This is a genomic window from Confluentibacter lentus, from assembly GCF_002806995.1.
GTDB classification, from domain to species: Bacteria; Bacteroidota; Bacteroidia; order Flavobacteriales; family Flavobacteriaceae; genus Confluentibacter; species Confluentibacter lentus.
Genome location: NZ_NIHE01000006.1, coordinates 88,778 through 102,146, shown reverse-complemented (window position 1 = coordinate 102,146; position 13,369 = coordinate 88,778). Strand labels below are relative to the sequence as shown.

Genomic DNA, 13,369 nt, shown 5'->3' with positions numbered 1-13,369 from the left:
AAAATGGTAGTTTAAAGTAGTTTCCATAGGTGAGAAGGTTAAATTATTTGGGTTTAATACCGTAAAATTAATCCGAGATATTGAGTCCAACTATTTTCTGAAACTAAATTAGTTCAAGCGTTCGATTCGTTCTTTGACGTACAAATATTTGCAAAAATAAGCGACGAAATATCGATTGGGCTTTAATGAAAAATGTAAAATCGCATTCTATTGTTATTGTTAAATATTTTTGGGTAATTTTATCCGCCGAAATTATTTTAAATCACATGAATAAGATTACCATTTTAATCCATTGCAAGGACCAAAGAAATATCATTGCTTCCATAACAAATTTCATTTCTGAAAAAGAAGGCAATATTGTTTATATAGATCAACATGTAGATAGAGAGCAAAATATCTTTTTTATGCGGCTTGAAAGTGAATTTGAAACTGCTAATTTTTCTACTGAAGCTTTTAAAGAATCCTTTAAAACTCATTTAGCAGCTAAATTCAATATGAAATGGCGTATCTATTCAGATATCAAACCAAAAATGGCCTTATTTGTTTCAAAATACGACCATTGTTTATATGATTTATTAGGACGCTATAATTCTGGTGAACTTTTCTTGGAAATTCCTTTCATAATAAGCAACCACAAAGATTTAAAATCCATTGCAGATAGTTTCAACATCCCTTTTTATCATATTCCAGTCACAAAAGAGAATAAAACAGAAGCCGAAAACAAACAATTGGAACTTCTTGAAAATCATGACATAGACTTTATTGTTTTAGCGCGCTATATGCAAATTGTTTCTGGAAAATTAATAGCTAAGTACCCTAACAAAATCATTAATATACACCATTCGTTTTTACCAGCGTTTGTAGGTGCCAAACCCTACCATTCTGCTTACAAAAGGGGTGTTAAAATTATTGGAGCTACCAGCCATTATGTGACCGAAGAATTGGACGCAGGCCCTATTATCGATCAAGGTGTAACGAGAGTATCCCACACCCATTCCATTGAAGATTTAATTGCAAAAGGGCGCGATTTAGAGAAAATTGTACTTGCAAACGCCGTTAAATTGCACACCAATAGAAAAGTGATGGTTTACAATAACAAAACCGTTATCTTCTCTTAATTAAATCTTGCTTCTTTTAATGTTTCCCTTGCAAGTGACTTTAATATGGGCTGATTGAGCGTTTCAAAATAAGTGCCTTGCAGATTTATTATATAGGGCACCATGATCTTTAATATATTGCTATCGAGATTTGTTTCTAAAATTTTATTCTGCCACAAAGCAAGCAATTCATCTATCAGCTCAACATTGTTGCTGTAATTTATTTTCAATTGATTGAATAAACTCTTGGTATAACTTTTAAACAACAAAGGGTTTTTAATGAGTTTTTCAAAAAACCGATTGGTTTCGTTTTCAATGTCAGATTCAGAATTTAAGGATTTTATATGAAAATCGTCCATAGATTTTCCTTTACAAGTCGTTAAAAGCAAAAATGCATTCACGATTAAATCTTTATAGCATAATGATGAATGATAATAAACATCCAACCCAACATTGGTGTTTATTATCATTACGCTATCATTAATAATCTCTTTCAAAAAGACATGTAAAGTCGACACTTCCTTTGAAGAAATAAGAAGCTGCTTTTTGAACCCTTTTCCAGAGATATTTAAAATTTTAAGTTGGGAATCTTCCACTTTCAATTACCTTAAAAGTTCCATATCAACTTCTACACCCAAACCTTCTGCAATAGCTGCACCTAATGTGTGATCTGCTCTAAACCAATGACATAATTGTCTGTTTATAATCTCATCTCTTTTTGGCCCGGAAATACCGCTCATAGCACCAACAATATTACTAATGGTGTTCTTCTTTTGGTCATCTGTCATTAAACGGAATAGATTTCCTGGCTGGGTATAGTGGTCATTATCATTTTCATTCCTGTCAAAATACGCCACAACATTGCTTTCAAGTTCATACGGTGTTCCTTTATAATTTTGGTCTTCAATAATATCATCAAAACTATTTGGTCTATAATTGGGAGACTTTCCACCATTATCATCAAAGCGCATGGCACCATCTCTATGGTAATTATTGACCGCAAAAGGGCATTTATTAACAGGAAGCGAATCGTAATTAACCCCTATTCTGTATCTATGGGCATCTGGATAGGATAAAATTCTGCCCTGGAGCATTTTATCTGGAGAAAAACCAACGCCATCAACCACGTTAGCAGGAGCAAAAGCGGACTGCTCTACATGTGCAAAATAGTTGTCTGGATTTTCGTTTAGCTCCATGGTACCCACATCAATCAATGGATAATCTCCATGTGGCCAAACTTTGGTTAAGTCAAATGGATTCCATCGAAACGTTTTCGCTTGTTCCATGGTCATCACCTGAATTTTCAAATTCCATTTAGGAAAATGACCGTTATCGATGGCATCAACCAAGTCACGTTGTGAAAAATCTGGGTCTTTAGATTTCATGTCGGCTGCCTCAGCATCTGTAAAATTCTTAATGCCTTGTGCCGTTTTAAAATGAAACTTAACATAAACACGCTCATTTTCAGCATTTACCATAGAAAATGTGTGGCTTCCATAACCATTCATAAAACGATAGCCGACTGGCGTTCCTCTATCAGACATTAAAATAAGAACCTGATGCAAACTTTCTGGATTTAACGACCAATAGTCCCACATCATGGTTGGGGATTTGCAATTGGTGTAAGGATCGCGTTTTTGGGTATGGATAAAATCGGGGAATTTCTTAGGGTCTTTTATAAAGAATACAGGCGTATTGTTACCCGTTAAATCCCAATTACCATCCTCTGTATAGAATTTAACTGCAAAACCTCTAGGGTCACGTTCAGTATCGGCCGATCCTTTTTCGCCACCTACGGTCGAAAAACGTACAAAGACCTTGGTTTTTTTGCCAATTTCAGAAAAAACTTTAGCCCGTGTGTACTTAGAAATATCGTGGGTTACGGTAAAAGTACCATAAGCACCAGAACCTTTAGCATGAACAATACGTTCAGGAATGCGCTCTCTATTAAAATGCGCTAATTTCTCATGCAGAAAATAATCTTGTAACAAAAGTGGGCCTCTGGGTCCGACACTTTGGGAATCTTCATAATGGGTCACAGGCGCACCTGCTGCGGTTGTTAAGGTCTTTTTAGTCATTGGTATATGTTTTAGAGTTAATCAATCCCTATAAATTTACCAAAAAGAGCTTTGAATTCGAAATAAAATAAATCAATTGTTTTAATATTTAGATAGATTTAATCTATTTTTATACCTGAACAGATAATTTCAAATTTTTGAAACTATTAAAACCTAGTACTATGAAAAAATCCTGTATCGCCCTTTTTACATTGTTTATACTTTCATCCTGCGCCGAGTTACAACAAGTCATTAACCAACTTCCACAAGGCACTATTGACAATGAAGAAATTGCATCTGGCTTACGACAAGCATTGGATTTTGGAATTGATAAACAAGTCAGCAAACTGACCCAAACGGATGGTTTTTTTAAAAATGAATTGGTTAAAATTTTATTGCCTGATGAATTAAAAAAAGTTGATAAAGCATTAAGGGATGTAGGTTTAAGCAATTTGGCAGATGATGGTCTGAAGGTGCTTAACAGGGCTGCCGAAGATGCCGTTAAAGAAGCAACACCTATTTTTGTAGATGCCGTAAAAGGCATCACGTTTGCCGATGCTAAAAATATTTTATTGGGAAGTGATAATGCTGCCACACAATATTTAACAAGTAAAACCGAAACGACTTTATATTCGAAATTCAACCCGGTAATTAAAAACTCTTTTAGTAAAGTGGGTGCCGATAAAATTTGGAGCAATTTAATTACCAGATACAATGCGTTGCCTCTAACGGCAGATGTGAATCCAGATTTAACAGATTATGTTACCAAAGAAGCTTTAAAAGGGGTTTACACCATGATTGCTATTGAAGAAAAAGAGATTCGAACCAATTTTTCTTCCAGAACAACCGATTTATTAAAAAGGGTTTTTGCTTTACAAGATTAAATTATTAAGACAAAAAATCATTATTTTTTTTAAATTCAAAAAAATAATGTATATTTAATTATCTGTTATTCAGCAATTAAATGAATCGAATTAATCTCATAAAGAAACATCAAACCAAACTTAGCAAGCAATACAAGGAACTTGTTGAGGAAGCTTACAATTTAAGGCAAATAGATGCGGCTTTAAGTGATATTTCTGAATTCAAAGCTGTAAAACTTCTTAACAAATTGAATGAACTCAAATATCTTTCCAGAGAAAAGACTTTACACAAACTTTAATTTTTTACATTTATTTAACCTTTGACTTACATCCAAAACACAACAAGGCTCGTACTTTGTATTATAAAGAACAAAGTTATGAGTCCCCATTTTTGTAGAGTTGGTAAAATTAAGCCAAACGTAAGTAAATTGATTAGTCTGAAAGAACTTGAAAAAATGGTAGTGAATTTTGTTGAAGATACCAGCAAAATTGACTATCCTGAAAGCTTAAGTGCCAACTTTTAAATGACTAACACAAATTGTTTTAAACTATTTATTTAATATAGCTTCCATCTCTTGTTGAAGCTCTAAGGCTTTTTGTGCCGCTATTTCTGCAAAATCTTCTTTATTAGACGCATAAATAATCCCCCTAGAAGAATTAATCAACAACCCCACCGTTTCATTCATTCCGTATTTACAAACCTCTTGAAGATTGCCACCTTGGGCACCAACGCCTGGAACCAATAAAAAGCTATTAGGGATTATTTTTCTAATATCCGTCAAATATTCTGCTTTTGTAGCACCTACTACATACATCAAATTATGGGAGTTTTCCCAGGTTTTTGACGTTTCTAAAACCTGTTTATACAATTCTTTTCCATCAACCGTTTTTGTTTGGAAATCGAAGGCGCCTTCATTAGATGTTAAGGCTAACAAAATAGTATGTTTATCTTCAAATGCTAAAAAAGGCTCAACGGAATCTTTGCCCATATAAGGAGCTACAGTAACGCTATCAAAACCCAAACCCTCAAAAAAGGCTTTGGCGTACATGCTACTGGTATTGCCGATGTCACCACGTTTGGCATCTGCAATCGTGAAAATTTCAGGATAAAATTCGTTTAAATACTGAATTGTTTTTTCTAACGATTTCCAACCTTTTAAACCATAAGCTTCATAAAATGCCGTATTGGGTTTATAAGCAACACACAACTCATGCGTGGCATCAATAATAGCTTTATTGAATGCGAAAATAGGATCTTCCTCATTTAATAAATGCGTCGGGATTTTATCTAAATCAACATCCAGACCGATGCAGAGAAAGGATTTCTTTTTTTGAATTTCTGATATGAGTTGGTTTGTTGTCACTTAATCTATTTTTGTCATTCCTGCGTAGGCAGGAATCTTTTTAATTAAAACGAAATCATAAAGTTGTGGATTCCTGCCTGCGCAGGAATGACAGTTACATCACATCACTATTAGCCTTCAACTTCTCTGTATTTTCAGCTAGCTGCAATTCGTCGATAATACGTTGAATATCCCCATTTACAATATTGCCTAAATCGTATAATGTTAATCCAATTCTATGGTCGGTAACACGTCCTTGCGGATAATTATAAGTTCTAATTTTAGCACTTCTATCGCCAGACGACACCATACTGCCTCGCTTTGCAGAATCTGCTTCTTGCCTTTTGGCTAATTCTATATCATACAAACGGGAACGTAATACTTTAAACGCCTTTTCTTTGTTTTTGTGTTGCGATTTTTGGTCTTGACATTGTGCTACCAATCCTGTTGGAATGTGGGTTAAACGCACGGCTGAATACGTCGTATTCACCGACTGGCCTCCCGGACCTGACGAACAGAAAAAATCAATACGCACATCTTTTGGGTTAATTTCCACATCAAATTCTTCGGCTTCTGGAAATACCATCACTGTGGCCGCACTGGTGTGTACACGCCCTTGAGTTTCGGTTTGTGGCACACGTTGTACACGGTGTACACCAGCTTCAAACTTCAACGTTCCGTAAACATCTTCTCCCGTAACCTCAAACTGGATTTCCTTGAAACCACCATTCGTACCTTCACTAAAATCTACCGTATCCACTTTCCAACCTTTGCTTTCGCAATATTTGGAATACATTTTAAATAAATCGCCCGCAAAAATACTAGCTTCATCCCCACCCGTTCCGGCACGTAATTCCACCACCGCATTTTTAGTGTCTTCTGGGTCTTTAGGTATTAAAAGGAATTTTATTTCGTCTTCCAATTTGGGAATGCGCGCTTTGGCTTCCTCATACTGAATCTTGGCCATTTCAGCCATTTCTGGGTCGCTTTTATCAGAAAGCATCTCTTCAGCTTCGGCTAAATTATTAGTGACTTCTATATATTCGGCACGCTTATCAATCAGAACTTTTAAGTCTTTATATTCTTTATTTAGTGCTATATAACGCTTTTGATCGGTCATAATATCCGGTTGAATGATCAAATCACTCACCTCATCAAAACGCTGTTTTATTATTTGTAATTTCTCTAACATCTGCCTGTTTAAATTGTGGGGCAAAAATACGATAATTTATGAATTTTCAATAGTTGAAAACTTGGGTATTGAAAACTATACTAAGAACCCAATTAAATTAATACGTATTGAAATTATTTATCTAATTTTGAGGTTGTCATAAAACGAAGTTCCTCATAACAAGCGGAATTTTTCAGTGGCAATTAAAATAGCAAAAGTTAAATGGAAATTATAATCATATTGTTACTTGTTTTAGTAAATGGCGTTTTTGCCATGTCTGAAATGTCTTTGGTTGCCTCTAGAAAATTCAAATTGGAATCCGCCAAAAAGAAGGGAAATACGGGCGCCAAAACAGCTTTGGAATTATCTGAAAATCCTACTAAATTTCTTTCCACCGTTCAAATCGGCATCACATTTATAGGCATTTTGCTTGGGGTGTATAGTGGTGAGAATTTAACAAAGGATGTCATTGGTTTTCTCAATAATTATGCCCTTTTAAAACCCTATTCTTTTGAAATTGCCACCGGAATCATTGTTATTTTCATCACCTATCTTTCCATTGTCTTGGGCGAACTTTTGCCGAAACGCATCGGCATGACCTTCCCCGAATCTATCATTTCCATGTTGGCAAAACCCATGAAGGTTTTATCTATTATGACGTCGCCGTTCGTTTGACTGCTAACATTTAGCAATAATCTTTTACTAAAAGTGCTTGGAATAAAAAACCAAACAGATAATGCCATTTCAGAAGAAGAAATAAAATCCATAATCAAGGAAAGTGCCGAAGGTGGTGAAATCCAAGATATTGAACACACTATTGTGAATCGTGTTTTTGAGTTTGGCGACAGAAATGTAGATTCGTTAATCACCCATAGAAGTGATATTGTTTTTTTTACATTGGATGACACTTTGCAAGAGGTAAAACAAAAAATAAACAAGGAAAAACACTCCGCCTATCCTGTTGCAAAAAGCACTAATTTAGATGAAATCGTTGGCATTGTTTTGCTAAAGGATTTGTTTTCGCCAGTAAGTGATAAAGATTTTAAAATTAATGATTTTGTTATTCAACCCATTTATTTTAATGAAAACACCAAAGCCTATAAAGTTTTAGAGATTTTCAAAAAGGAAAAATTGCATTATGGCATTGTGGTAGATGAATATGGCACCACGCAAGGCATTGTAACCATGGATGATGTTATGGATGCGCTCATTGGGGAATCTACAGAAAGTAACCAAGAAGAATATCAAATAATAAAAAGGGAGGACCAAAGTTGGTTGGTTGATGGCCAATACTCCATCATAGAATTTGCAAAATATTTTGACATTAATTTAACCGATGAGCAGCACAATAAATTCACAACCGTTGCCGGACTCATCATCCATGAAACCAATGAAGTCCCGAAAGTTGGAGACAAAATAACCATAGAAAACTATGTGCTGGAGGTGGTGGACAAAGACGGACAAAAAATTGATAAGATATTGGTGAGTGAGAAATAGCATTGTCAATTACAAGTATTGAATCCTGAAAATATTCTTAGCTTTAAGTCGTTATGAATATGTTATGCAAAAACTAGCCACCATCTTTTATTTTTACAGACCTTTTATATTTTGGTCTTTGGGAATAAATATATTTTTGTTCATACTTTTGGGTCATTATATTCCCTTAGTCATTTTAGGAAAAATAGTCTTGATTCTTTTCTTGGCTTACTTTATTAAGGAATCTTCTTTTAAGCAAAAACTCCTATTTTATAAAAATTTAGGGATTTCAACCTTTAAACTGTTCTTCATATTTTTTGTTATGGATGCTTTTTTAACTATTTCCGTTCTTTCAATTATAAAAGCATTTGTATGATTTTAGAAATAGATAATGTTGAACTGTATTTTAAAGAAAAACGTATTTTAAATGGCATCTATTTAAAAGCTGAATCAGGAAACATAACTGGTATTTTAGGAAGCAATGGCTGCGGAAAAAGCTGCTTGTTAAAAATCATTTTTGGAGATTTAATTTCTAAATACAAATTAATAAGAATTGATGGTAAACCCATTTTAAAACCGCTTTATCAAACTGGATTAGTCTCTTATTTACCCCAACATCATTTCATACCGAATAATCTAAACACAAAAACAGCTTTCCAACTTTTTAATGTGGATTGGATTGATTTCACCAACACATTTCCCTCATTCGCTTACTTTGAAAACTTAAAATTCAACAAACTCTCTGGTGGCGAGCGTCGTGTTATGGAAGTTTATTTAATATTAAAATATTCAAGCAACATCATCTTGCTGGATGAACCCTTTTCCCATATAGCACCTTTATATATTGAAAAAATAGTAGCTTTAATTGAGACTGAAAAACATCAAAAAGCAATTGTAATCACTGACCATATGTATCAACATATTGTTGATGTATCAGATTCAATTTATCTTCTAAAAAATGGTTGGTCAAAACTTGTAAATGATTTACACGAGCTAGAGGATAATAAGTATTTGAGCATGGGTTTTATAGAATAAAAATAATTTACCATTTAACTTTTTATGTTTGACAATATGCTAAAAAATAATGAACTTCGTTTAATTTCTAATATGAAAAAAATTTTTCATTATCGTTATTATATATCCTTTGGCTACCCAACTTAAAAACCAAATAAAATGACAAAAAAACTAATATTAGTTTCATTCACATTGCTCTTATGCTTTATTGCACTTGGACAAAGTGAACCACACGGCGACGTTGCCATTGATGAATTAAATGCCAAACTAGAAGAACTCACTAAGCTTTATAATAATTTAAAGTTGCAAGCTGATTTGACACAAAGCAATTTTGAAAAGAGTACTACTTCTGTTAATTCAAAAGTTGAAAACGTGAGCAGGGAATTAGACATTAAATACAGTGATTTAACAAGCAGAGCTGACAATGTAGAACAAAAACTTAAAATAACTGATATAGAAAAAGAAGAATTCCAAAAGCTAAATATTGCGAGAAACAAAGAAATTCTCGAAAATTTCCATCATTATATTAAGTTCTATGGTGACAAATACAGCCAACTTGACGAGAAACTAACCAGCGAAGAATTAGCCGTAGAATTTAGAAAAATCATCAATCCGCAATCTGGTTCTTTAGGGTTTAAACTTTCTGATAAATTACAAGTGGCATTATCAAAAAACTATAAAGATTTGATTGATAAAGTCATGAAAGATGGCCCTAAAAAGAATGAAACACAGTCCAAAATCTCCAATATTTTAAGTACCGTGACCTCCGTTTTAGATAATCCTATAGTAAATGATGTGACAGGTATCGTACCCTTTGCTTCTACCGTTAAAAGCATTATTGGAACAACTTCTGGCTTGGTATTTAGTGCCGTAGAACAAAAAGAAGTTAAAAACGACTATAAAAACACATTACTAACAGAAATAAAAAACTCGCAAACCCAAATATTAAATGAGTTAAATCAAATAATAGTGTTCTACGATTATATGGCCAAACTTGACAATGAGTACCTCATGAGGCTACAAAACATACGTACCGATGTTGGTATTTTAGGCATTGAATTAAGAGAATTTTGTTTGGGACTTGAAACGCCATTAAAAAAAATGGACCCCAAATTCACAATAGACAATAATCTTACAACACGAGAAATAACCATTCAAATCTCCAATAAAATTGATTCTTTTAAAGGAAATGCAGAATTAAACAAATCCCATCTTTCCACCATTAGTAATATGGCTTTTGAAATGAAAGTGAGATCTCGGGATTTATACAATCGCTATAGAGAAATTCAAGAATTAAAAATAATTGCCAATAATAAATTTGTAGAGGATTTTAATAGGATAGTAAAAGAAAACAACATCACAACATCTCCAGATATTATTACTAAAAAACTTTCGGATAAAAATATGGAGCTGATTGACAAAATGAAAACAAACCACAAAATTGATAAGGCAGAGTTTGAAAAACAACTTAATAATATGTATGAGTTGAATTAAAAAAAGCTTCCCGCTCTTACCAAGAACCATCAAAAAATGCAAAAAAAGATTGAAATTATAGGTTTTTGCCTAGGGTGGTTCGCTATCATCACACAGTTTATTTTGATTATTCAAAATCGGGAGACGGACATTCTCGAAACCATCATCCGTTTTTTTAGCTTCTTTACCATACTTACCAATATGTTGGTAGCACTCTACTTTACTTCTAAAGTTTTAGGTTTTTCAATGAAACCCTTAGACCTATTGAGTAAAAAAACCGCATTGACCGCGCTTACAGCATTTATACTTATTGTGGGTTTGGTGTATCAATTTTTATTGCGACATGTTTGGGAGCCAACAGGCATGCAACGCCTTATTGACGAGTTATTACATAGCATCATACCATTATACATGCTTATGTATTGGTTTATTTTTGATACAAAAGAAAAAATCAAGTTTCGTGATGCCATTATGTGGTTGCTATACCCTCTTTTTTATCTCACCTTTATTTTAGTAAGAGGCCATTTTTACAACTATTACCCATACCCGTTTTTGAATATCCCAGAAATTGGCACCGATATGGCATTAGTAAATAGTACACTTATTTTAATTCTCATGGTATGCGTTATAAGTATGTTGTTGGTTGTAAAAAATATAAGAGTGAAAATTAAGGGGTGAGGATTGTTTTGTTATTCCTTAGAACTTCTGGTTGACAAAATAAATTTATTGGTTTTGTGAGAAAAAAATATAACTTCGCTTTTTCTGATAGCTATTGGTACAGATATGGAACATTAAAACAATTCCATATCATCTTAGTTGGCAGCAAGTTGAACAAACCTCAAAATGAATTTAGAAAAAATTGGACTTATTGATTCTCGAAATCGAAAACTGTGGGAAAAACTAAATGAAACGCATTCAATTTCCGTCCAATTAAGTGACTACCCAAATTACGCCTGTTACTCTGAAAATGACGAATCAATAATATATGTAACAGAAAACAATATTGACATAAATTCATTCACTCACGAACTACTTCATGTTTTTATTAGACAAAAAGAAATATTCATAGGTTCAAGCATTGGATTATTAGTCAATGGGAATGAAACGTTGTCGAAAATATTTTCCAAAGACTTAATTGAACATTTTGGAAATTGTCTAGACCACATTAAAATGCTACCAATTTATTTAGAACTAGGTTTTGACAAAAAGAAATTCATAATCGATTACGAGGTAAATAAATGTTCAAAATCAGAGGTTCTAGCGATAAAAAATGGTTTTAAAATTAGAGGAACTTATTACCCCGAATTCGTTGATTATTACATTGGCAAATTCATAGCTATTAAGTCCGACCCCAAACAACATATAAATTACCCTAAGTCACTAAAAGAATTGAAAGCCATTGACTCAAATTTGTTTAATATTTTAGAGGTTTTAATTAATGAATGGGTACAAATGCCAATTGAAAAAATCAATATTTGGGATGATGATTATCATTCAATTTCTTATAAATTTTATGAAAATCTTTTAAATTGGACTAAAAGCAAAACTTTTAGATGATAAAAAAGGATAAAATATCTGATTTGCCTTCATATGCAAAACCAAGAAAAGAAATTCAAGGAGCATATGCAATTGGAAAAATTATCAAATTTTTTTCTTTTTTTGGTCTAAAGAACGACGCTTTAAACGAAGCCTTTTCTCGACTTCCAGACTTAAAAAAAGAAATAGAACACTTATCTACTATACCTGATAGATTTAATAATCAATTTGCAAAACTAGGTTGGATATCTCACGAATCTATGAATTCACCTTTAATGGAAAAAGCAGTAGAACTTGCAGAAAATGGAGATATTAATAAAGCTGAAAATATACTATCTGACCACTTTACTTCAACGGAAATTAAATGGCTACATCATAGGTTCAAAATTTTACCGGAATTTTCTGTTAGATTTAATCTCATTCAAAAGGCTTACGAAGACACTTTGGAACGTCGATTTTACTCTTGCGTACCTATTTTATTGTTAATTATAGATGGTGTTGTAAATGATATTAGTAAAAATAAAGGTTTTTTTACAGAAACAACTGATTTAACAGCTTGGGATAGTATTGCGGCACATAGTAGCGGATTGACTGCTATTAGAGATATATTTAATGCTTCAAGAAAAAAAACAAACTCTGAAGAAATATTTCTGCCATATAGGAACGGAATTTTACACGGACGAGATTTAAAGTTTGATAATAAGTTTGTAGTTGGAAAATGTTGGTCTACACTTTTTGCAATTAATGATTGGGCTAGAGCTTTAAAAGAACAAAAAGAAAATCCGCCAATTCAAGAAACTCAAATTACTTTAAGAGAAAGTTTAAGAGACTTAAAGAATACAATTATTGAGCATAATAAATGGAAAATTAAACACGAAAAGACACTTAAAGAGTTAGAAGATTGGAAACCAAGAAGTGAAATTGAATTAAGTCTAAACCCATCCGATTTTAGAGAATTTAGTCCTGAAAAACAAGCTTTTAATTTAGCTCAAAATTGGCTGAATAAAAACTATGGTAAAATCGCAATTCAAATGTATCGAATTGGAGATAAGGATATCAACGTAGAAAAAGAGGCAGGAAAGATTAGACGAGAATTAGAATATAAAATCCTTAAAGAATATAAGATAACAAAAATTAAAGATGACACACCTGCCATTTCGGAAATTACAATGGACATTACTTATGAATTGAACAAAAAGGAAATGAAGAAAGAAATAGTGATGCGAATGATTTGTAAATCGCCATATGGAGAAATTGGAATTAATGGTCAAGAAGACATTGCTTGGGAATTCATTAATAATTTCTTTTATAGACTTGATTTTTGAAATAAAACCAGCTG

General features: G+C 33.0%; 15 protein-coding genes. 11 read left to right on the top strand and 4 right to left on the bottom strand.

Annotation, left to right across the window (positions count from 1 at the left end; genetic code table 11):
* The first annotated feature begins 266 nt into the window (after window positions 1-266).
* Window positions 267-1,118, top strand: a complete 852-nt coding sequence (gene purU, locus CDH50_RS11900; protein ID WP_100612576.1) for a formyltetrahydrofolate deformylase — start codon at window positions 267-269, stop codon at window positions 1,116-1,118.
* Here the strand turns inward: purU and CDH50_RS11895 are convergent.
* Entirely contained in the window at window positions 1,115-1,699 is a 585-nt protein-coding gene (locus CDH50_RS11895) for a hypothetical protein (protein ID WP_100612503.1), read from the bottom strand. The genes purU and CDH50_RS11895 overlap by 4 nt on opposite strands.
* The gene (locus CDH50_RS11890; protein ID WP_100612502.1) at window positions 1,700-3,175 is read right to left on the bottom strand and encodes a catalase; all 1,476 of its coding nucleotides are present in this window, start codon (window positions 3,173-3,175) and stop codon (window positions 1,700-1,702) included.
* Window positions 3,176-3,336: 161 nt separating this feature from the next.
* On the opposite strand from CDH50_RS11890, the gene CDH50_RS11885 reads away from it, so the two are divergent.
* From CDH50_RS11885 to CDH50_RS15125, 3 genes are all read left to right on the top strand, one after another.
* Window positions 3,337-4,038 carry a DUF4197 domain-containing protein gene (locus tag CDH50_RS11885; RefSeq protein ID WP_100612501.1) on the top strand — a complete coding sequence of 234 codons (702 nt, stop codon included), beginning with the start codon at window positions 3,337-3,339 and terminating at the stop codon, window positions 4,036-4,038.
* A gap of 80 nt (window positions 4,039-4,118) precedes the next feature.
* On the top strand, window positions 4,119-4,316 hold the full coding sequence (locus CDH50_RS11880) for a Lacal_2735 family protein (RefSeq protein ID WP_100612500.1): 198 nt from the start codon (window positions 4,119-4,121) through the stop codon (window positions 4,314-4,316).
* 78 nt (window positions 4,317-4,394) lie between these two features.
* On the top strand, window positions 4,395-4,541 hold the full coding sequence (locus tag CDH50_RS15125) for a hypothetical protein (RefSeq protein WP_157804981.1): 147 nt from the start codon (window positions 4,395-4,397) through the stop codon (window positions 4,539-4,541).
* Between the two features lie 24 nt (window positions 4,542-4,565).
* Here CDH50_RS15125 and pyrF read toward each other — a convergent pair whose 3' ends face one another.
* Both pyrF and prfA read right to left on the bottom strand, forming a co-directional pair.
* On the bottom strand, window positions 4,566-5,381 hold the full coding sequence (pyrF, locus tag CDH50_RS11875; RefSeq protein ID WP_100612499.1) for an orotidine-5'-phosphate decarboxylase: 816 nt from the start codon (window positions 5,379-5,381) through the stop codon (window positions 4,566-4,568).
* Between the two features lie 94 nt (window positions 5,382-5,475).
* A complete protein-coding gene (gene prfA / locus CDH50_RS11870) occupies window positions 5,476-6,552 on the bottom strand; it encodes a peptide chain release factor 1 (protein WP_100612498.1) in 1,077 nt (358 codons plus the stop codon).
* 201 nt (window positions 6,553-6,753) lie between these two features.
* On the opposite strand from prfA, the gene CDH50_RS15385 reads away from it, so the two are divergent.
* The 7 genes from CDH50_RS15385 to CDH50_RS11835 all read left to right on the top strand — a co-directional run bounded on the left by CDH50_RS15385 (window position 6,754) and on the right by CDH50_RS11835 (window position 13,355).
* Window positions 6,754-7,206: a CNNM domain-containing protein gene (locus CDH50_RS15385; RefSeq protein ID WP_317044653.1), complete on the top strand. Its 453-nt coding sequence runs from the start codon at window positions 6,754-6,756 to the stop codon at window positions 7,204-7,206.
* A gap of 33 nt (window positions 7,207-7,239) precedes the next feature.
* A complete protein-coding gene (locus CDH50_RS15380) occupies window positions 7,240-8,028 on the top strand; it encodes a hemolysin family protein (RefSeq protein WP_317044652.1) in 789 nt (262 codons plus the stop codon).
* A gap of 351 nt (window positions 8,029-8,379) precedes the next feature.
* Complete coding sequence (locus tag CDH50_RS11855) at window positions 8,380-9,042, top strand: ATP-binding cassette domain-containing protein (RefSeq protein ID WP_100612496.1); 663 nt, start codon at window positions 8,380-8,382, stop codon at window positions 9,040-9,042.
* A gap of 138 nt (window positions 9,043-9,180) precedes the next feature.
* Window positions 9,181-10,515, top strand: a complete 1,335-nt coding sequence (locus CDH50_RS11850) for a hypothetical protein (RefSeq protein ID WP_100612495.1) — start codon at window positions 9,181-9,183, stop codon at window positions 10,513-10,515.
* Between the two features lie 36 nt (window positions 10,516-10,551).
* Complete coding sequence (locus CDH50_RS11845) at window positions 10,552-11,172, top strand: Pr6Pr family membrane protein (protein WP_100612494.1); 621 nt, start codon at window positions 10,552-10,554, stop codon at window positions 11,170-11,172.
* Window positions 11,173-11,337: 165 nt separating this feature from the next.
* Window positions 11,338-12,051 carry a hypothetical protein gene (locus tag CDH50_RS11840; protein ID WP_100612493.1) on the top strand — a complete coding sequence of 238 codons (714 nt, stop codon included), beginning with the start codon at window positions 11,338-11,340 and terminating at the stop codon, window positions 12,049-12,051.
* Window positions 12,048-13,355 carry a hypothetical protein gene (locus CDH50_RS11835; RefSeq protein WP_100612492.1) on the top strand — a complete coding sequence of 436 codons (1,308 nt, stop codon included), beginning with the start codon at window positions 12,048-12,050 and terminating at the stop codon, window positions 13,353-13,355. The genes CDH50_RS11840 and CDH50_RS11835 overlap by 4 nt, the downstream gene beginning before the upstream one ends.
* Window positions 13,356-13,369 lie beyond the last annotated feature (14 nt).